We start from the raw sequence: 18,768 nt of genomic DNA on the forward strand, positions 1-18,768 counted from the left end.
CAGTGCAGACGCGAAGTAGCGACGATCCCGTCGTGCCGACGTGGGCGCTGCGCGCCGTGCTCATCGGCGCGGTCCTGGTGCTCATCGGCGCGGCGACCCCGCAGGGTGCCGCCGTGGCCGGCGACGTGCAGCGCTTCCTCTCGTTCTTCGCCGGGGTCTTCACCCTGCTGGCGTTGACGACGGCCGTGGTCAGCGGGCTGCTGGCGACCGAGCGGCTGATCCTGGCGATCCGGCACCGGGTGCTGGCGCAGGCCGTGCACCGCGCGGCGTCGGTGCTGGCGCTGACGTTCGTGGTCGCGCACATCACGATCAAGGTGGTCGGCGGGCTGGCGCTCCCGGCGCAGGTCGTGGTGCCCAGCGTGGGGCCGATCGGGTATGGGACGCTGGCGTTCCAGCTGATGGTCGTGGTGGCGGTGAGCGGGATGATGCGGGTCTGGTTCGCCCGCGGCGCCCGGCCCTGGGTGTGGCGGTCGATCCACTCGATCGCGTACCTGGCGTGGCCGCTCGGCATCGCGCACGGCCTGACCGCGGGCCGGTCGGCGGCGACGTGGGTGACGCTGAGCTACATCCTGTGCGCCGGGTTCGTGGCGCTCGCGGTGATCGCCCGGATGTTCGTGGTCTTCAAGCCGCGCGAGTTGCGCCGCGTCGGCGACAACGTGACGGCGCCGTCCGCGGCGCGCGGGCGGGAGGCGCGGTCGGCCGCGGGGCGGCGCGAGGACCGCCGCGCCGCCGCCGGGGCCGATCCGCGCGGCGGCGGGTTCGACCCGCGCGACGGCGAGCTGACGCGATGAGCGGCACGATCACCGTCTCCAACATCGGCGGCCCCCGGCTCACGCTGGGCTTCGACCGGTTCGACCGGCTCGACCTGGAACGGCACAAGGCCGTGCACGGGAAGCTGAACACGCCCGTGCTGGAGGACCTGGTCGCGATGGCCGAGCAGGTCGACATGCGCGGGCGCGGCGGGGCCGGGTTCCCGTTCGCGCGCAAGCTCGCCGCCGTCGCGGCCCGGATCACCCATCCGAGCGCGGACCAGACCCGGCTGCTGCCCGGCGAGGACGAGGACCGGCGGCGGCCCGCCGCGGACGCCGTGGTCGTGGTGAACGGCGCGGAGGGCGAGCCGGGCAGTTCCAAGGACAAGGTGCTGCTCACCCGGGCCCCGCACCTGGTGCTGGACGGCGCCTCCATCGCCGCGGCCGCGCTGGGCACCCAGCGCATCGTGGTGGCGGTCGAGGACGACGAGGCCGCCCGCTCGGTACGGGCCGCGATCGTCGAGCGGCGGATGCCGGGCCGGGTGGTGCGGCTCGCCGAGCGGTTCATCTCCGGCCAGGCCGGCGCGGTGGTACGGGCGATCAACGGCGAGATCCCGATCCCGCCGGGTCAGAAGGTCCGGGTCGCCGAGTCGGGCGTGGACGGCTGCCCGACGCTGCTGTCCAACACCGAGACGTTCGCGCAGCTGGCGGTGCTGGTCTCGCTGGGCCCCGACCTGTACGCCTCGGCCGGCACCGAGGACGAGCCGGGCACGACGCTGCTCACCGTGGGCGGCACGCAGGTCGTCGAGGCGCCGTACGGGACGCCGCTGTCGGCGGCGCTCGGGCACTGCGAGACAGACGCCGGGCAGGGCGTGCTCGTCGGCGGCTACCACGGCATGTGGCTGGACCCGGCGGCGGTGTTCCGCGCGGTGCTGTCGCGCAAGGGCATGAAGGCGGTGAACGGCACCGTCGGCGCCGGGATCGTCCTGCCGCTGCCGCAGGGCACCTGCCCGCTCGGCGAGACCACCCGGATCGCGTCGTACTTGGCGGCGCAGTCGGCGGGGCAGTGCGGCCCGTGCCGGCTCGGGCTGCCCGACGTGGTCCGCACGCTGAACGCGCTGAGCGACGGCTCGGGCAGCGTGGAGGACGTGCGCCGCGCCGCGGGCATCGGCCTGGGCCGGGGCGCCTGCTCGCATCCGGACGGCACCGCGAGGTTCGTCCTGTCGGCGATGGAGGCGTTCGCGGCGGACATCGAGATCCACCGGGTGTCGGGCACGTGCGGGCAGCCGGTCTACGGCGTGCTGCCGCTGCCGGTGCCGACCGGGGACGAGGGCCGCGTCGCGATCGACTGGAGCCGCTGCGACGGGCACGGCCTGTGCGCCTACCTCGTCCCGGAGCTGATCCAGCTCGACCGGTACGGCTTCCCGGTGGTGCTCGGCACCGACATCCCGGCCTGGCTGGAGCGGGACGTGCAGAAGGCGGTGGCGATGTGCCCCGCGCTGGCGCTGCGCGTCACCACCGGAATGCCCAGGAGCGGCCGGAGCGGGAAGGGCGGCCGGAGCGGGAAGAGCGCCGCCCGGCGCGACTGACCGGGCCCGGCGCCCGCCCGGGATAAGGGCGCCTTAACGGGCCATGAAATGCCTGGCCCGGCCATTCTTCATGTCTATGCTCGATAGCGGGCCGGCCAAAAGAGAAGCAAAAATGAATATGCGTTCCGGTGAACCCGGGCGGGACCCGGTGCGTATCTCCTGAAAACCCTTGCCAGGGCGATCGGGAAGCAGTCGAAAGGAGGGTGTATCCCTTTGCGGAAGTCGTACGGCATGGCGGAGGCGCGCCGGCTGCCGCGGCTGGGACGCAGCCGCGCCGTGCTCACCGCGGCGACGATCCTGGCGGCGGCTGCGGCGTTCGTCGTGGTGATCGGGGCGCCGGGCGTGCCGGGGGCCCCGGCCGACGGCGACACCCGGGCCGGCCAGCTCACGGGCGGCTACGTGCAGACCCGGTGGGGCCGGCTGAGCCCGTCCGACCGGAGCCTGCTGACGAAGGTCCGGGAGGCCGGGCTGTGGGAGATGCCCGCGGGCCAGCAGGCGCAGCAGCGCGCGGCCTCGCCGCGGGTCAAGGAGATCGCGGCGATGATCGCCGAGCAGCATCTGCGCCTCGACGAGGACACCCGCGCGGTGGCGGAGCGGCTCGACGTCATCCTGCCGAACGAGCCGAACGGCTCGCAGAAGGCGTGGCTGGCGGAGATGTCGGGGCAGTTCGGCGCCGAGTACGACCGCACGTTCGTGCGGCGGCTGCGCGAGGCGCACGGCCAGGTCTTCGCCCTGATCGCCCAGATCCGCTCGAAAACCGAGAACAGCGAGATCCGTGCCTTCGCGGAACGCGCGATGAGGTACGTGAACACCCATATGACGTTGCTGGAGAGCACCGGTCTCGTCCCCAAGTCGGCCCTTTTCTGAGGGCCGGCGGTCCCCGCTGACACGGAGTTCACATGAGAAGCAGGATGCGAAGAAGGAAAGGCGTGGCCGTCGTACTGCCGGCGCTGCTGCTGCTGACCGCGGTACCGGCGGCGCCGGCCGCGGCGTCGCCCGCGCGGCCGTCCCCGACCGCCTCCGCCGACCCCGCCGAGCCGCCCGATCAGGGTGGCGGGCAGCAGCCCGAGGACCCGGGCGCCGACCCGTCGGCGCCGCCGGCCGACCCGTCCGCGGACCCGTCGGCCCCGCCGGCCGACCCGTCCGCCGATCCGTCCGCGCCGCCCGGCGAGGGCGAGGGCGGGGGCGACGGCGGTGGCGGGAACGAGTCGCCGATCGCCGAGGGCCCCAACGCCGACGACTTCGCGAACATCCGGCAGGCCCCGCGGGTGCGCCAGGTGCGCAACGCGCGCGGCGCCTCGCGCGGCACGTTCAGCTCCCGGTGCGGAACCAACCAGGAAGAGCACCACAACCCGGACAACTTCATCGTGGCGCCCGGCGTGCAGAACGGCGCCCACCACATCCACGACTACGTGGGCAACGAGTCGGCCGACGCGTTCTCGACCGACGAGAGCCTGGCCGCGTCCGGCACCACCTGCACCAACGGCGACCTGTCCACCTACTACTGGCCCGTGATGCGGGACCGGAACGGGCAGGACGACTCCGAGGCCGCCCAGCAGAGCGCGGCCGACGGCAACGTCGGCTCGATCGTGCTGCCGTCCCGCGCGAACATCCAGTTCCGCGGCAACCCGCGCAGCAAGGTGACCGCGATGCCGCGGTTCCTGCGGGTCATCATGGGCGACGCCAAGGCGGGCACCAACGGCCTCGCCAACGCGCGCGCGTTCTGGACCTGCAGCGGCTTCACCGACCGCGGGTTCACCGACAAGTACCCGCTGTGCCCGCGCAACAGCCAGGTCATGCGGGTGCTGGACTTCCCGAGCTGCTGGGACGGCCAGAACACCGACAGCGCCAACCACCGCACGCACATCGTCTTCCCGCAGGCGAACGGCGCGTGCCCGCAGGGCACCCAGGCCGTCCCGCAGCTGCGGCTGACGCTGAGCTACAACCTGCCCAACCGGGCGCAGGCGTTCGCGGTGGACTCCTTCCCCGAGCAGGGGCACGATCCGGTGACCGACCACGCCGACTTCGTGAACGTCATGCCCGAGCGGCTGATGCAGCGCGCCGTGCGGTGCATCAACGGCGGGCGCCGCTGCTGAACCGGCCGCGCCGCGTCCCCGGCCCGGTTCGTAAGATCGCGGATATGAACGTTGCCATCGCGGGAGGGCACGGGAAGATCGCGCTGCGGCTGGCCCGGCTGCTGGCCGCGCGCGGGGACACCGTGCTGAGCCTCATCCGCAATCCGGACCATGCCGACGACGTCCGGGCCGCCGGGGCCGGGCCGGTGCCGTGCGACCTGGAACGGGCGGACGCCGCCGAGGTCGCCGGCAAGATCGCCGGCGCCGACGCGGTCGTGTTCGCCGCCGGGGCCGGGCCCGGGAGCGGGACGGGCCGCAAGGAGACCGTCGACCGCGCCGCCGCCGTCCTGGTCGCGGACGCGGCCGAGCGCGCGGGCGTGCGGCCGTTCCTGCAGATCTCGGCCATGGGGGTGGACACCGAGCCCGCCGCCGACCGGGGCGAGGTCTGGGCCGCCTACATCCGGGCCAAGAAGCAGGCCGAGGACGACCTGCGGGCGCGCGACGGCCTCGACTGGCTGATCCTGCGCCCCGGGCGGCTCACCGACGACCCCGGCACCGGCACGGTCACGCTCGCGGCGCCGTACGTGGGCCACGAGGCCGTGACCCGCGACGACGTGGCCGCCGTGATCGTGGCGCTGCTGGACGCCCGGGACGTGCGCCGCCGGGTGCTGGAGCTGATCGGCGGCGACACGCCCGTCGGCGAGGCCGTCGCCGCCCTCGCCCGGGACGCTCAGGAGTAGAGCGCGTCGATCTCGTCGGCGAAGTCCTTCACCACGGCGTGCCGGCGGACCTTGAGGCTCGGCGTCATGTGCCCGGCCTCCTCGCTGAAGTCCACGCCGAGGATCACATGCTTCTTGATCGCCTCGGCGTGGCTGACGCTGCGGTTGGCGTCGGCCACCGCGGCGTCGATCTCGGCGATCAGGTCGGGGTCGGAGCGCAGCTCGGCGACCGTCATCGAGGCGGGCTTGCCGTGGCGCTCCTTCCAGGGCCCGAGCGCCTCCTCGTCCAGCGTGATCAGCGCGCTGATGAACTTGCGGCCGTCGCCGACCACCAGGCACTGGCTGATCAGCGGGTTGGCGCGCAGCCGGTCCTCCAGCGGGGCGGGCGCGACGTTCTTGCCCGCGGCGGTGACCAGGATCTCCTTCTTGCGGCCGGTGATGCTCAGGTAGCCCTCGGAGTCGAGCGAGCCGAGGTCGCCGGTGTGGAACCAGCCGTCCTCCAGCGCCTCCTTGGACGCCTCCGCGTTGTTCCAGTAGCCGGTGAGGATGTTGACGCCCTGGACGAGGATCTCGCCGTCCTCGGCGATCCGCACGGTGACGCCGGGGATCGGCTTGCCGACCGTTCCGATCTTGATGGCGGTGGGCCGGTTGACGGTGGCCGGCGCGGTCGTCTCGGTCAGCCCGTACCCCTCCAGGATCGTGATGCCCACGCCCCGGAAGAAGTGGCCCAGCCGCTCGCCCAGCGCGGCGCCGCCGGACACCGCGTACTCGACGCGCCCGCCGACGGCGGCGCGCAGCTTGCCGTACACCAGGACGTCGAAGACCTTGTGCCGGGCCTTGAGCCCGAACCCGGGCCGGCCGTCCTGCAGCGCCTTGCTGTACGCGATCGCGGTGTCGGCCGCGGCGTGGAAGATCTTGGCCTTGACGTTGCTCTCGGCCGCGGCCTTCTGCTCGGCGCCGTTGTAGACCTTCTCGAACACGCGCGGGACGGCCAGCAGGAACGTCGGCCGGAACGAGGCGAGGTCGGGCAGCAGGCTGGGGATGTCGCTGTGCCCGAGGACGATGCCGGCCTCGATGGTGGCGACCTGGATCAGCCGGGCGAACACGTGCGCCAGCGGCAGGAACAGCAGCGTCGAGCTGCCCTCGACGGCGATCTCGGCGATCGCGCCCTGGACGGCGTTGCGGGCCGTGGACACGAAGTTGGCGTGGGTCAGCTCGCAGCCCTTGGGGCGGCCGGTGGTGCCCGAGGTGTAGACGAGGGTGGCCAGGTCGGCGCCGGTCCGGGAGCGGCGGCGCTCCTCGAACGCCGCGTCGGAGACCTCGGCGCCGGCCGCCGTGACGTCCTCCAGGTCGCCCGCGTCGATGCCCCACACGTGCTCGAGGCCGGGCAGGTCGCCGCGTACCGACTCGATGGCGGCCAGGTGCGCGGAGGTCTCGGCGAAGACGGCCTTGGCGCCCGAGTCGCCGATGATCCACTCGATCTGCTGGGCCGAGGAGGTCTCGTAGATCGGGACGGTCACCGCGCCGGCGGCCCAGATCGCGTAGTCCAGAACGGTCCACTCGTACCGGGTGCGGGACATCAGCGCCACCCGGTCGCCGGGCTCCACGCCCGCGGCGACCAGGCCCTTGGCGACGCCGGTCACCTCCGCGGCGAACTCCCCGGCGGTCACCGACCGCCACGCGTCGCCGTCGCCGCGGCGCCGCAGCACGACCGTTCCGGGACTCTCGGCGGCTCTGGTGAAGGGCGCGTCGGTCAGATTGGCGGATTCGGGGATATCCACCATCGCGGGGACGCTGAACTCGCGCACGGCCCACTCCTCGGTTGACACGGCAGATGGCGGGGACGACGGTACAGCGTTCCCGCGGTCGAATGATACCCGTGAGTAGGTAATTCGTCCCCAGGTGACAATCCGCACGGCGTTTTCCCTCGTGTCACCCCGCCGCGGGCTCCCGGCCGGACCCCGCGCTGTTAACGGTGGCGCAAAGTCGCCCGCGCTCCCCTCCGCGCCGCCGCCCGGGTCGCCTACGCTCTGGTCGGGAAGAACCATCGGGACGCTGACCACGGGGGCCGTCGTGTCGTTGCTCGAGGTGATCGCGCTGACCGCGGCGGACGCGCGCGCCGCCCAGGAGGGCGGCGCCGGCCGGATCGAGGTCGTCGCCGACATGGCCGCCGACGGCCTCACACCCGACCCCGACGTGGTCGCCGAGATGCGCGCGGCCACGTCGCTGCCGCTGCGGGTGATGCTGCGCGCCAATCCCGGCTTCCGGACGACCGTGCACGAGCTGGACCGGCTGCGCCGGGTCGCCGACCTGCACCGGGAGGCCGGCGCGGACGGGTTTGTGTTCGGCTTCCTGGACCCGCTCGGCGGGATCGACGCGGGCGCGGCCGGGAAGCTGGCGGCCGAGGTGTCGCCGCTGCCCTGGACGTTCCACCGCGCCGTCGACCACGCCGCCGACCCGGCCGCCGCGTGGCGGGCCGTCCGGGAGCTGGGCGCGGGGCCGCCGGACGGGTCCGGGCCGGACGCGGTGCTGACCGCCGGCTCGCCGCGCGGCGTGGACGCCGGGGTGGACACGCTGGTCAGGCGTGCCGCCGGGGGCCCGGCCGCGGCCTCGATGATCATGGCCGGGGGCGGGCTGCGCCGCAAGCACGTGGCGCTGCTCGCCGCCGCAGGGGTGACCTCCTTCCACGTGGGCACCGCCGTCCGCCCGGACGGGTCCTGGGACGCGCCGGTGGACGCCGGCCTCGTCCGCGAGTGGCGCTCCCTGGTCGCCGCCGCCGCGGGCGCCTGACACGGCCGGCCCGGTCTGGGGCGTCGCAGGGGGATCCGAGGGGGCGCCGCCGTGGCGGCGCGGGTGCCCGGGCGCGTGTCCTGGCCCCCGTGTCCTATTAGAGTCGGTTCATGCGGATCCACGTGGTGAGCGACGTCCATGGCCGCGCGGACGCCCTCAAGAGCGCGGGGGACGGGGCGGACGCGCTGATCTGCCTGGGCGACCTGATCCTCTTCATCGACTACTCCGACCACGGCCAGGGCATCTTCGCCGACCTGTTCGGCCAGGAGAACGCCGACCGGTTCATCGAGCTGCGCACGCTCAAGCGCTTCGACGAGGCCCGCGCGTTCTCCCGGGGGCTGTGGGAGTCGCTGGAGGGCGGCGCCTGGCCGCACATCCAGCAGGCCGTCCGGCGCCAGTACGCCGAGCTGTTCGCCGCCATGCCGGCGCCCGCGTACCTGACCTACGGCAACGTGGACGTCCCGTCCATGTGGGCCGAGCACCTGCGCGACGGCCACACGGTCCTGGACGGCGAGACGACCGAGATCGGCGGGCTGCGGTTCGGCTTCGTCGGCGGCGGCCTCAAGACCGAATACCGGACCCCGTACGAGCTGAGCGACGAGGACTACGCGGCCAAGGTCGCGGCGGTCGGCGCGGTCGACGTGCTGTGCTGCCACATCCCGCCCGCGGTGCCGGAACTGCTGTACGACACCGTCGCCCGCAGGTTCGAGCGGGGGAGCGAGGCGGTGCTGGAGGCCATCCGCGAGACGCAGCCCAGGTACGTGCTGTTCGGGCACGTCCACCAGCCGCTCGTGCGGCGGATGCGAATCGGTCGCACCGAATGCGTGAACGTGGGGCATTTCCGGGGGAGCGGGGTTCCCTACGTGCTGTCGCTGTGACGGATACTTCTCTGAGGACGACATCCCGAACGGTCGCGCAGAAGGGCAGAGCATCGATGGCGGACCGCACGAGTTCTTCCATCACGATCCGGTCCGGCAAGGCCGAGATCATGGCCGTGATCGCCGATCTCGAGGCGTACCCGGAGTGGGCCAGCGGGATCAAGGACTTCAGCGTCCAGGAGACCGGCGCCGACGGGCGCGCCGCCCGGGCCACGCTGACCTTCGACGGCGGCCCGTTCAGCGACACCGTCGGGCTGCTGTACGACTGGGGCGGCGACGACCGGGTGAGCTGGGAGCTGGTCGAGAAGGGCAACGTGGTCACCGGGCTGCACGGGTCGTACTCCCTGGAGGAGGCCGCCGGCGGCACGGTGGTGACCTACGAGCTGGCCGTGGACGTCCGCGTCCCCATGATCGGCATGGTCAAGCGCAAGGCCGAGAAGCGGATCACCGACTCGGCGCTCAAGGGGCTCAAGCGACACGTCGAGGCGTGAGCGCTATCCTGCCCCGGGCACGCGGGGTGGCGGTGCGGTTTCGTCCCGCCGACGGATGGACAATGGTCTCATGAACGAGCAGTCGGGCGATCTCCTCGACGAGGCGGTCAAGCTCTTCGAGACGCTGCGCAGGCGGATGGGCGAGGCGGGCGGCGGCGCGGGCGGCCGTTCCCGGGACGCCCGTCCCGACGACACCGAGGGCGGCGGCGACGTGTGGAGCCGCGCGGTGGCCGCGGACCCCCCGAAACCCGCAGACCCCCCGAAACCCGCGGAACCCGGGCAGACCGCGGAGCCCCGGAAGGGCGCGCGACCCGGTGAGGGCGCCGGGGACCGCGAGGCGCCCCCGCGGATCGCGACCGGCGCCCCCGAGTGCCTCGACTGCCCCGTCTGCCGCGGCATCGCCGTGGCCCGCGAGGCCGGGCCGGGCGTGCGCGAGCACGTGCTGGAGGCCGGGCGGTCGCTGGCCGCGGCCGCGTTCGACGTGGCCGTGGCGCTCGACCGCACCGGGCGGGCCTGGCGCGCGAGGAACGCGCGTCATGCGGGCCACGCGGGGCACGCCGAGGGCACCGGGCACGCCGAGGGCACCGGGCAGGACGAGGGCTCCGCGAGGCGCCGCGAGGAGGAGGAAGCGTAGATGACCCTGACCATCGGCGTTGATGTAGGGGGCACCAAGGTCGCCGCGGGTGTGGTCGACGACCGGGGGCGGATACTCGAGCAGGTCCGCCGGCCCACCCCCTCGACCGACCCCGAGGAGACCGCGTCCGTCATCGCCGAGGTCGTCGACCTGCTCAAGGGCAAGTACGCGGACGTGGTGGCGGTCGGGCTGGGCAGCGCCGGGTTCGTCGACCAGACCCGTTCGACGGTGCTGTTCGCGCCGAACCTCGCCTGGCGGGACGAGCCGATCAAGAAGAAGGTCGAGAGCCTGGTCGGGCTGCCCGTCGTGGTCGAGAACGACGGCAACGCCACGGCCTGGGGCGAGGCCCGCTTCGGCGCCGGCCGCGACCACGACTTCATCGTGCTGATCACGCTCGGCACCGGCATCGGCGGCGGGATCATCATCGGCGGCGAGCTGTACCGCGGCCGGTTCGGGATCGGCGCCGAGGTCGGCCACTTCCGGGTGGTCCCGGACGGCCGCCGCTGCGGCTGCGGCAACCGCGGCTGCTGGGAGCAGTACGCCAGCGGCAACGCGCTGGTGCACGAGGCCCGCGAGCTGGCCCGGGTGGCGCCCGCGATGGCGGGCCGGCTGCTGGAGCTGGGCGACGGGCGCCCCGAGGGCATCAGCGGCCCCGAGGTGAGCCAGGCCGCCCGCGAGGGCGACCCGGCCGCGCTGGAGTGCTTCCGCACGGTGGCGCAGTGGGCGGGCCAGGGGATGGCCGACCTGACCGCGATCCTGGACCCGGGCGCGTTCATCATCGGCGGCGGCCTGTCCGACGCGGGCGACCTCATCCTGGAGCCGGCCCGCACCGCGTTCGCGAACGCGCTCACCGGCCGCGGCCACCGCCCGCTGCCGGACATCCGCATCGCCGAGCTCGGCTCGGCCGCCGGCATCGTCGGCGCCGCCGACCTCGCCCGCATCTGAGCCGCGGCGGGGCCGTGACGCCCGTACGGGTGCTGAGCTACAACATCCGGTCGCTGCGGGACGACCCGGCCGCGGTCGCGGCGGTGGTGCGCGGGCTGCGCCCCGACGTGGTGTGCCTCCAGGAGGTCCCGCGCTTCCTGGGATGGCGGCTCAAGCGCCGCCGGCTGGCCCGCGCCGCCGGGCTCGCGGTCGCCTCGGGACGGCGGGCGGCGGGGCTCGCCGTCCTGCACGGCCCGCGCGCCCGGGTGCTGCACCGCGAGTACCACCTGCTGTCGCCCGTTCCCGGGCTGCACCGCCGCGGGCTGGCGGTCGCCGTCCTGGAGGTCGGCGCGGGCGCGGGGGAAGGGGCGGCGGCCCGGCTGATCGCCGCGAGCACCCATCTGGACCTGCGGGACGGGCCGCGCCGCGCGCACGCCGCCGAGATCGTGGAGCTGCTCGGCCGGGTCCGCGCCGCCTACCCGGCCCCGGTGGTGCTGGCCGGCGACGTCAACGAGGAGCCCGGCGGGGCGGCCTGGACGCTGCTGTGCGGGCCGTTCCGGGACGCGTACGCCGCCGCGCCGGCGGGCGGGGCGGCGACGTTCCCGGCGCGGGCGCCGCGGCGGCGGATCGACGGGATCTTCGCGAGCCCGGAGATCGGGGTGGCCGGCTGCGGCGTGCCCGGGGAACCCGGCGGCGAGGGGGAGGACGCGGCCGCCGCCCACGTCCGGGCGTCCGACCACCGGCCGCTGCTGGCCGAGCTGGCGCTGCCCTAGACGACGGCGCCGTCGTCGCCGTCGCGCGGCTCGTCGCCCATCCGCAGCACCAGCGTGACGAACCCGCCGATGAACGCGGCGACCGCGAGGAACGCGGCCCAGCCGGGGACCTCCCAGTCCAGGATCACCGTGAGCAGCAGGTAGAGCGGCCCGCCGACCAGCGCCACCCACGCGCCCTTGGTGAGCGGGTCGGCGGCGGGCAGCGGCGGCGGGGGCGGCGGGACGTAGTGCCCGTCCTCGTCGACCTCGCCCTCCTCGCCCGCCTTGCCCGCGGGCTCCCCGTCGTCGCCGAACTTGATCACCCGGGCGCGGGGGAGCAGGCCGGTGCGGTCGTCGCCCTCGCCGGGCGGGCGGCGCGGCTCGGGCTCGTCGATGTTCTCCTGGTCGGGCCAGGGCACCCGGTCGCCCTCGGGCACCGCGTCGAACCCGGCGACGATCTCGGCCCAGATGGCGTCCTCGTCGAGCTTCTCCACGTCCGGCCCGCCGCTCCCGCCGGCGGCCTCGCCGCCCGCGCCGCCCGCCGGGTCCAGCGGCCCGGTGTCGCGGCGGTCGGCGTCCCTGTGGTCGGCATCGCGGTGGTCGGGCTCGCGGCGGTCGGCGTCGCGCGGGTCCGCGTCGAGCAGATCGGAGTCCCGCAGATCGGAGTCCCGCGGATCGGAGTCCCGCAGATCGCCGTCGCGCAGGTCGAGGTCGCGGCGCTCGTCCCGCAGCCGGGCCAGGTGCATCCGCAGGATGTCCTCGGCCGCCGGCTTCATCTCCACGTCGACGTACAGCCGGTCCAGGACGTCCCGCGCGGCGGCCGCCTCCTCCGCCAGCCCGGCCAGCTCGCCGGGGGTGGCGGCGTACGCGGCCACCCCGGCCTCGCCCAGCGCGGTGAGCATGACGTCGGCCAGATGCGGGGCGAGGTCGACCAGCGGCGCGTAGGTGTCCGCTGACAGTCCATTGCCACGGCGATTCACGGGGCCGGCTCCTTCGTCGACTCCGGCGTGACCGACAGCACCGGCATGACGGCCTCCGCTCCCCCATAGACGTGTGCGCCCGCGCGCGCCCGGAGCGGGCCGCCCGCGGGGGGCGGCGACACTCCAGGACGCCACGGAACGTGTGTCCCACGGTATTCGCTGCGCCGCCCGGAACAAGCCCTTGGAGCACACCCGATCGTGATTCCCTGCGCTGAGCCTACGTTCATACCATCCCCGCCGGGCCCGCGGTGTGGGCAGGCGGGCCGGGGGATGGGAAGATGTCGCATCATCCCCCGTTCGTCGGAGTGTTCGGAAGGCCCGGCCGCAGGTGGGCGCGGCCGGAGGAAGACAGAAAAAGGTGTCGGCATGCTCTGGTTCTGGATCCTGCTCCGGATCGTCCTCTCGCCCATCATGTACCTCCTGTGGCGCCCGCGGAACTCCGGCATGCGCAACGTCCCCAAGCGCGGCCCGGCCCTCATGGTCAGCAACCACCTGTCGTTCGCCGATCATTTCTTCGGCCCGCTGCCGCTGATGCGGCCGATCTTCTTCATCGGCAAGGAGGACTACTTCACCGGCAAGGGGATCAAGGGGCTGCTCAGCAAGGCGTTCTTCACCGGCGTGGGGGTCGTGCCGGTGGACCGCACCGGCGGTACGGCCGCCGAGGCCGCGCTGGAGACCGGCCTGCGGATCCTGCGCGAGGGCAAGCTGCTGGGCATCTACCCCGAGGGCACCCGCGTGCCGGACAACCGGCTCTACCGCGGCAAGACGGGCGTGGCGCGGCTGGCGCTGAAGTCGCGGGTGCCGGTGATCCCGATGGCCATGATCAACACGTTCGAGCTGATGCCGTCCGGGCAGCCGTACCCCAGGCTGGGCGTGCGGCCGGGGGTGCGGTTCGGCCGCCCGCTGGACTTCTCCCGCTACTACGGCCAGGAGAACGACCGCGAGGTGCTCCGCAAGATCACCGACGAGATCATGGAGGCGATCCGGGAGCTGTCCGGCCAGGAGTACGTCGACCGGTACGCGGCCGAGGTCAAGGCCGAGCTGGCGGGCAAGGAGCCCCGCCCGGTCGACGACGACGAGTGAGCCGCGCCCGCACCGCCCGGAACTGACGCCATGGGACTGGAAGCGGCCCTCTGGCGCGCGGTCGCCGTCTACCGGTTCGCGGCGCTGGCGTACGCGGCCGTACTGATCGTCCGCAACTCCGGGGACTACGCGCACCCGGCCGGCGGGTGGGCGGTGCTGGCCGTCATGGTGGCCTGGACGTTCGCCGCCACCTACCTGTTCGCCGACCCGCGGCGGCGCGGGTGGCCGCTGCTGGCCGCCGACCTGCTCGTCGCGGCCGGCTGCATGATGGCGACCGTGTGGGTGGAGACCGCCGCGAACCTGGCGGGCGGCCGGGCGCTGCTGACCGCGTCCTGGGTGGCCTCGGTGGTGCTGTCGTGGGCCGTCGCGGGCGGCAAGCGGTACGGCCTGTCGGCGGCGCTGGCCCTGGGCATGGCCAACATCCTGGTGCACGTGGCGGCCGGGACGCTGCACCGGCTCCAGGGGCCGGGCTCCAGCACGTTCAACGGCATCGTGCTGCTCGGCCTGGCCGGGCTGGCGGGCGGGCACGTGGTGAAGCTGGCCCTCCAGGCCGAGGCGCGGCTGGCGCGGGCGGTGGAGCTGGAGGCGGCGACCCGGGAGCGCGAGCGGCTCGCCCGCCGCATCCACGACTCGACGCTCCAGGTGCTGGCGATGGTGCACCGGCGCGGCGGCGAGATCGGCGGCGAGGCGGCCGAGCTGGGCCGGCTGGCGGGGGAGCAGGAGGCCGCGCTGCGCGCCCTGATCGGCACCGGGGCCGGGAGCGTCCCGCCGCCGCGCCGCCCGGGAGAGGCGGCGGAGCCCCCCGAGGCGGACCTGCGGCCGCTGCTGGACGCGCACGCCTCCCCGCTCGTCACCGTCTCCACGCCGGCCACGCCCGTGCGGCTGCCGCGGCACGCGGCCGAGGAGGTCGGCGCGGCCGTCGCGGCGGCGCTCGGCAACGTCCGCGCGCACTGCCCCGCCGGCACCCGCACGTGGGTCCTGGTCGAGGACGACGGCGCCGGGGAGATCACGGTCAGCGTCCGCGACGACGGCCCCGGCATGCCGGAGGGGCGGCTGGCGGAGGCCGCCGCGGCCGGCCGGCTCGGCGTCGCGCAGTCGATCCGGGGCCGGATCCGCGACCTCGGCGGCACGGTCTCCGTCGTCACCGCGCCCGGCCAGGGCACCGAGATCGAGATGACGGTCCCCGCCGGCCGGCCCGGACCCCGGGACGGCTAGGGCGTGCGCGCGCTGTCGCGCACGGGCGGTTCCGGAACGGCGGGCAGTGCGAGCCGCACGGGCGTGCGCCCGCGGTGCGCGGCCAGCGCCGCCTGGTGGTAGGACTCCAGCTTCCGGGCGAACGCGGCGTCGGCGTAGATCCGCCCGTCCACCAGCGGGCCCGCCCGCCCCTCGATCACCGCGGCCACGTCGTCGCCCTGCAGCGTCTTGTGCGTCTCCAGCGCGTGCGCGACGGCCAGCACCCGCGCCCGGTCGTCCGCCAGGATCCGCTCGGCGCTCGCCAGCAGCCCGGCGAGCCGGGCCTCGATCCGGTCGGCGAGCCGCCGCCGCATCTCCGCCTCGGCGGCCTCGGCGCCCTTGCCGCCGCCCCCGCCGGGCGCGCCGACGCCCAGCTGGCTGGACACCGCGTGCGAGGACACCGTGGAGCCCATGCCCCAGTAGCCCTCCATCAGCGAGGCCACCCGGGTCGCCGACTCCAGGTCGCCCGACACCCCGGACGAGCTGTCGCCGCCGAAGAACATCCGCTCGCCGGCGAGCGAGGCCAGCGACACCAGGATGTCGGCCTCGTACTCGCTGCGCCACTGCGTGAACTGGTCCTCCACCGGGATGCTGGCGACCATCCCGAGGTACTCGGCGCCCTTCTCGATGGTCGCGACGTCGATCTCCAGATGGCGCCGCACCCGGTAGGCGACCAGCGCGTGGCACGCCTCGTGGACGGCCGTGGCGTGCCGCTCGCGGTCGTGGTACTCCACGCCCTCGGGCGGGCCGAGGCTCTTGAGCTGCTTGGCCTTCATCACGTCCGCCCAGGTGACGACCTCGCGGCCGGCCCGGATCGCGGTGATGAGCGACTCGTTCACCAGGTCCTTGATCGTCGCGCCGGTGGCGTACGGGGTGATGGTGGCCAGCTTGGCGATCTGCTCGCCCGTCAGCTCGTGCCGGACCCTGCCGAAGTAGCCCTCGTACGTGCGGGTCCGGCCGGCCTTGGACGGGTAGCCGACCTTGTAGATGCGGTCGATCCGGCCGGGGCGCAGCAGCGCCTCGTCCAGCGCCTCCGGCATGTTCGTGGCCATGATGACGAGGATCCGGTACTTGGGCGGCGGCTTGGGGCGCATCCCGAACAGCCGCCGCACGTACCGGTTGACGAACCCGCGCGGCTTCTTCAGCCCGGACAGCTCGGTGAGCAGGGCCTGCAGCGTGCCCATGTCACCGCCGCCGCCCGCGTTCATCCCGCCGCCCATGAAGAACCGGTCGCGCGCCAGCCGCCGCCGGACGTCGTCCGACAGGTAGGAGGTCCCGTGGCACCCGGGCGCCTCGTACGCGCCCGCGGGCCGGCCGCCGGGCCCCGCCTGGGCCAGCGCGCCGCGCCGGCCGAGCGAGTCGGCCTCGTCGAAGAAGACGATGACACCGCCGTACCGCAGCGCCAGCTTGCGCAGCTTCCGGAACAGCGACTTGACCTTGAGCACGCCGATCCCCATGAACATCTGGATGAACGCGCCGGGGTCGACGAACACGTACGGGTGCCCGGTCTCGCCCGCGACCGCCTCGGCCATCAGGGTCTTGCCGGTTCCGGGCGGGCCCCACAGCAGGATGCCGCCGGGCACGTACCCGCCCTTGGCCTCGATCTCCCGGGGCCGCTCCAGGAAGACGATGTTCTCCTTGATCCGCTCGACCACGTGGTCCTGGCCCCACACGTCGCGGAACCGGGTGGTGATGTCGTCGGGCATGTACGTGTCGATGCCGCCGCGCGACAGGAACCAGAACAGCCCGACGAACTGGATGATGATCACGAAGAACAGGAAGACGATCTGGAGCAGGAACGGCAGCGCCTGCCACAGCAGCCGCGGCGCCTCGAACAGCGCCAGCGCGGGCGAGGTGTCCAGGATCTTGCCCGCCACCACCGCGAACACCGCGATCCACAGTGCCCAGACCGTCGCCCGCCACACCCGGAACCGCGTCCACGGCCGGAACCGCCGGTGGGTGAAGCGCTCGAAGCCGCCGAAGACGCGGTGCGTCCAGAACCGGTGGTAGCCCGCCCAGCGCTCGCTGACGAGGAAGTGGACCTGCCGGACCAGCTCCAGGCCGAACAGCGCGATCACCCAGGAGGCGGCCCGGGACTGCTCGCGCATCGCGTCCGTGAACGGCAGCAGCGGGTTGTCGGCCATCGCCGCCCACACCAGGACGAACCACACCAGCGTCAGCAGGAGGAGGTACTTGCCCCGGTCCCACGCCGCCTGCCTCGGCCGGGTGGCCCCGCGCGCCGGCCGCGGCTCCTTGACCAGCGAGACCTTCGGGGGCGTGCCAGGGGGAGTCGCGGCGGGCCTGTGGCGCCGGAAGATCATCGGTCGTTCCTCACCGTGAAGGACCGGGCGATCGTGTCGAGCTCCTTCGCGCGCTCCCGGAAGCAGCGCGCCGAGCAGCGCAGTACCAGCACGTACAGGCGCCCCTGGTCGCTGCTGTAGGAGGTCACGTCGAAGGTCTGCAAGGAGTAGAGGTTGGGCAGCCGGTAGTTGTAGGTGGCGCGGACCCCGCGCAGCCCGCCGCCGGGCGTCAGCACCCGGTCGCGGAGCAGCTCGAACGCGCCGAGCGCCGCGCCCTCCTGCGCGCTCGCCTGCCGGGCCTTCTCGGTCACCGGCAGGAACGCGTCCCGCAGCTGGTCCAGCGAGACCGCGTTCCGCTCGGCCTCGGTCAGCGGGCGGATCACGGCGTAGACGAACGGCTCGTCGCTGCCGAGCCCGTACAGGTGGGTGGCGTCCGGGTCGCGGTGCGCGTCGTACGCGATCGACCAGATGTTCCTCGCGCGGACGCCGGCGGCGGCGGAGTCGGGGTCCTCGGGCGCGAGCGTGCGGTCCAGCGTCCGCTGGTCGATCTCCCGCCAGCCGGCCGGGACCTTGAAGTACGTCCTGGCGCCGGAGTTCTTGACGTAGTGCCATTCCGCCGCGCCGCATCCGGCGAGGGCGGGGGACAGGGCCATGACCAGGGCGGACGGCCAGGCCATGGACGCGTGGAGACGGTACGCACGGCGCGCCATGCGGCCTCCGCGAGGGGGCTGGAAGGGGCTGTATAGGGCTGTTCCATCCAGTTATGCCCCTATCCGCGTATCACACCCCGATCCCGGTTGAATCACACGGGCATTTCGCTGTCCAGGGTCGGCCTACGCTGTGGACGTGAACGATGTGGGCGTTAGCGATGCGGGCGTGAACGAGTCCTCCGGTGCGCCGCTCCGGGTGATGGTGGTGGACGACCACCCGATGTGGCGCGACGCCGTGGCCCGCGACCTGGCCGAGGCCGGGCACGAGGTGGTCGCCACGGCCGGCGAGGGTAAGGCCGCGATCCGCATCGCCGCGGCGGCCCGCCCGCAGGTGGCCGTCGTCGACCTCCAGCTCCCCGACGTCGGCGGCGTCGAGGTGACCCGCCACCTGGTCGCCGCCGACCCGCCCGTCCGCGTCCTGGTGCTGTCGGCCAGCGGCGAGCAGCAGGACGTCCTCGACGCGGTCAAGGCCGGCGCGACCGGCTACCTGCTCAAGTCGGCCGGGCGCGCGGAGTTCCTCGACGCGGTCCGCCGCACCGGGGACGGCGACGCCGTCTTCACCCCCGGCCTGGCCGGGCTGGTGCTGGGCGAGTACCGCCGGCTGGCCGCCGCGCCGCGCGCCGACGACGGCGCCCCGCGGCTGACCGAGCGCGAGACCGAGGTGCTGCGCCTGGTCGCCAAGGGCCTGACGTACAAGCAGATCGCCGAGCGCCTCGTGCTCTCCCACCGCACCGTCCAGAACCACGTCCAGAACACCCTCGGCAAGCTCCAGCTGCACAACCGCGTCGAGCTGGTCCGCTACGCCATCGAGAAGGGCCTGGACCGGGAGTAGCCGCCCGCCCCGAACCGGCCCGGCCGTTC

Annotated in this window: 18 protein-coding genes; 14 read left to right on the forward strand and 4 right to left on the reverse strand. The window is 74.1% G+C overall.

The genetic code is table 11. From position 1 onward, the window contains the following. The first annotated feature begins 2 nt into the window (after nucleotides 1-2). The 5 genes from ACA361_RS16355 (at nucleotide 3) to ACA361_RS16375 (ending at nucleotide 5,153) form a co-directional block, all read left to right on the forward strand. Nucleotides 3-791 carry a hypothetical protein gene (locus ACA361_RS16355; protein ID WP_375012818.1) on the forward strand — a complete coding sequence of 263 codons (789 nt, stop codon included), beginning with the start codon at nucleotides 3-5 and terminating at the stop codon, nucleotides 789-791. Next, nucleotides 788-2,338 (forward strand): ferredoxin, encoded by a 1,551-nt coding sequence (locus tag ACA361_RS16360; protein ID WP_375012819.1) that lies wholly within the window; start codon nucleotides 788-790, stop codon nucleotides 2,336-2,338. Before ACA361_RS16355 ends, ACA361_RS16360 begins: the two co-directional genes overlap by 4 nt. Nucleotides 2,339-2,551: 213 nt before the next feature. Next, nucleotides 2,552-3,205, forward strand: a complete 654-nt coding sequence (locus tag ACA361_RS16365; protein ID WP_375012820.1) for a DUF4142 domain-containing protein — start codon at nucleotides 2,552-2,554, stop codon at nucleotides 3,203-3,205. A 62-nt stretch (nucleotides 3,206-3,267) separates the two neighbouring features. Continuing rightward, nucleotides 3,268-4,434 carry a DUF1996 domain-containing protein gene (locus ACA361_RS16370; RefSeq protein WP_375012821.1) on the forward strand — a complete coding sequence of 389 codons (1,167 nt, stop codon included), beginning with the start codon at nucleotides 3,268-3,270 and terminating at the stop codon, nucleotides 4,432-4,434. Nucleotides 4,435-4,478: 44 nt separating this feature from the next. After that, nucleotides 4,479-5,153, forward strand: coding sequence for an NAD(P)H-binding protein (locus tag ACA361_RS16375; RefSeq protein WP_375012822.1), 675 nt, complete (start codon nucleotides 4,479-4,481; stop codon nucleotides 5,151-5,153). Here ACA361_RS16375 and ACA361_RS16380 read toward each other — a convergent pair. Further along, complete coding sequence (locus tag ACA361_RS16380; RefSeq protein WP_375012823.1) at nucleotides 5,144-6,940, reverse strand: AMP-dependent synthetase/ligase; 1,797 nt, start codon at nucleotides 6,938-6,940, stop codon at nucleotides 5,144-5,146. The genes ACA361_RS16375 and ACA361_RS16380 overlap by 10 nt on opposite strands. A 265-nt stretch (nucleotides 6,941-7,205) precedes the next feature. On the opposite strand from ACA361_RS16380, the gene ACA361_RS16385 reads away from it, so the two are divergent. The 6 genes from ACA361_RS16385 (at nucleotide 7,206) to ACA361_RS16410 (ending at nucleotide 11,622) form a co-directional block, all read left to right on the forward strand. Continuing rightward, the gene (locus tag ACA361_RS16385; RefSeq protein ID WP_375012824.1) at nucleotides 7,206-7,922 is read left to right on the forward strand and encodes a copper homeostasis protein CutC; all 717 of its coding nucleotides are present in this window, start codon (nucleotides 7,206-7,208) and stop codon (nucleotides 7,920-7,922) included. Nucleotides 7,923-8,032: 110 nt separating this feature from the next. Beyond that, nucleotides 8,033-8,800 (forward strand): metallophosphoesterase, encoded by a 768-nt coding sequence (locus ACA361_RS16390; RefSeq protein WP_375012825.1) that lies wholly within the window; start codon nucleotides 8,033-8,035, stop codon nucleotides 8,798-8,800. A gap of 56 nt (nucleotides 8,801-8,856) precedes the next feature. Further along, entirely contained in the window at nucleotides 8,857-9,291 is a 435-nt protein-coding gene (locus ACA361_RS16395) for an SRPBCC family protein (RefSeq protein WP_375012826.1), read from the forward strand. A gap of 70 nt (nucleotides 9,292-9,361) precedes the next feature. After that, entirely contained in the window at nucleotides 9,362-9,925 is a 564-nt protein-coding gene (locus tag ACA361_RS16400) for a hypothetical protein (protein ID WP_375012827.1), read from the forward strand. After that, nucleotides 9,926-10,870: an ROK family glucokinase gene (locus tag ACA361_RS16405; protein WP_375012828.1), complete on the forward strand. Its 945-nt coding sequence runs from the start codon at nucleotides 9,926-9,928 to the stop codon at nucleotides 10,868-10,870. It abuts the gene before it with no gap. A gap of 14 nt (nucleotides 10,871-10,884) precedes the next feature. Then, the gene (locus ACA361_RS16410) at nucleotides 10,885-11,622 is read left to right on the forward strand and encodes an endonuclease/exonuclease/phosphatase family protein (RefSeq protein ID WP_375012829.1); all 738 of its coding nucleotides are present in this window, start codon (nucleotides 10,885-10,887) and stop codon (nucleotides 11,620-11,622) included. Here ACA361_RS16410 and ACA361_RS16415 read toward each other — a convergent pair. Then, nucleotides 11,619-12,581, reverse strand: a complete 963-nt coding sequence (locus tag ACA361_RS16415; protein ID WP_375012830.1) for a hypothetical protein — start codon at nucleotides 12,579-12,581, stop codon at nucleotides 11,619-11,621. The two genes, ACA361_RS16410 and ACA361_RS16415, sit on opposite strands and share 4 nt — an antisense overlap. A gap of 366 nt (nucleotides 12,582-12,947) precedes the next feature. Between ACA361_RS16415 and ACA361_RS16420 the strand changes: the two genes are divergently transcribed. Together ACA361_RS16420 and macS are read left to right on the forward strand one after the other, a co-directional pair. After that, nucleotides 12,948-13,664, forward strand: a complete 717-nt coding sequence (locus ACA361_RS16420; protein ID WP_375012831.1) for a lysophospholipid acyltransferase family protein — start codon at nucleotides 12,948-12,950, stop codon at nucleotides 13,662-13,664. Between the two features lie 30 nt (nucleotides 13,665-13,694). Further along, complete coding sequence (gene macS / locus ACA361_RS16425; RefSeq protein ID WP_375012832.1) at nucleotides 13,695-14,879, forward strand: MacS family sensor histidine kinase; 1,185 nt, start codon at nucleotides 13,695-13,697, stop codon at nucleotides 14,877-14,879. On the opposite strand, the gene ACA361_RS16430 is transcribed toward macS, so the two are convergent. Then, complete coding sequence (locus ACA361_RS16430) at nucleotides 14,876-17,218, reverse strand: AAA family ATPase (protein ID WP_375012833.1); 2,343 nt, start codon at nucleotides 17,216-17,218, stop codon at nucleotides 14,876-14,878. The two genes, macS and ACA361_RS16430, sit on opposite strands and share 4 nt — an antisense overlap. Beyond that, nucleotides 17,215-17,874, reverse strand: coding sequence for a hypothetical protein (locus tag ACA361_RS16435; RefSeq protein ID WP_375012834.1), 660 nt, complete (start codon nucleotides 17,872-17,874; stop codon nucleotides 17,215-17,217). Before ACA361_RS16435 ends, ACA361_RS16430 begins: the two co-directional genes overlap by 4 nt. 232 nt (nucleotides 17,875-18,106) lie before the next feature. Between ACA361_RS16435 and ACA361_RS16440 the strand changes: the two genes are divergently transcribed. Continuing rightward, nucleotides 18,107-18,739: a response regulator gene (locus ACA361_RS16440; protein WP_375012974.1), complete on the forward strand. Its 633-nt coding sequence runs from the start codon at nucleotides 18,107-18,109 to the stop codon at nucleotides 18,737-18,739. Nucleotides 18,740-18,768 lie beyond the last annotated feature (29 nt).

Origin of the sequence: Actinomadura sp. 21ATH (genome assembly GCF_041951345.1) — a bacterium.
GTDB lineage: Bacteria > Actinomycetota > Actinomycetes > Streptosporangiales > Streptosporangiaceae > Spirillospora.

What these genes read in the sequence shown, in the direction of transcription:
- macS (WP_375012832.1), top strand. Translation starts at nt 13,695, where the DNA reads ATGGGACTGGAAGCGGCCCTCTGGCGCGCGGTCGCCGTCTACCGGTTC.
- ACA361_RS16375 (WP_375012822.1), top strand. Translation starts at nt 4,479, where the DNA reads ATGAACGTTGCCATCGCGGGAGGGCACGGGAAGATCGCGCTGCGGCTG.
- ACA361_RS16405 (WP_375012828.1), top strand. Translation starts at nt 9,926, where the DNA reads ATGACCCTGACCATCGGCGTTGATGTAGGGGGCACCAAGGTCGCCGCG.
- ACA361_RS16420 (WP_375012831.1), top strand. Translation starts at nt 12,948, where the DNA reads ATGCTCTGGTTCTGGATCCTGCTCCGGATCGTCCTCTCGCCCATCATG.
- ACA361_RS16360 (WP_375012819.1), top strand. Translation starts at nt 788, where the DNA reads ATGAGCGGCACGATCACCGTCTCCAACATCGGCGGCCCCCGGCTCACG.
- ACA361_RS16430 (WP_375012833.1), bottom strand. Translation starts at nt 17,218, where the DNA reads ATGATCTTCCGGCGCCACAGGCCCGCCGCGACTCCCCCTGGCACGCCC.
- ACA361_RS16395 (WP_375012826.1), top strand. Translation starts at nt 8,857, where the DNA reads ATGGCGGACCGCACGAGTTCTTCCATCACGATCCGGTCCGGCAAGGCC.
- ACA361_RS16400 (WP_375012827.1), top strand. Translation starts at nt 9,362, where the DNA reads ATGAACGAGCAGTCGGGCGATCTCCTCGACGAGGCGGTCAAGCTCTTC.
- ACA361_RS16435 (WP_375012834.1), bottom strand. Translation starts at nt 17,874, where the DNA reads ATGGCCTGGCCGTCCGCCCTGGTCATGGCCCTGTCCCCCGCCCTCGCC.
- ACA361_RS16440 (WP_375012974.1), top strand. Translation starts at nt 18,107, where the DNA reads ATGGTGGTGGACGACCACCCGATGTGGCGCGACGCCGTGGCCCGCGAC.
- ACA361_RS16390 (WP_375012825.1), top strand. Translation starts at nt 8,033, where the DNA reads ATGCGGATCCACGTGGTGAGCGACGTCCATGGCCGCGCGGACGCCCTC.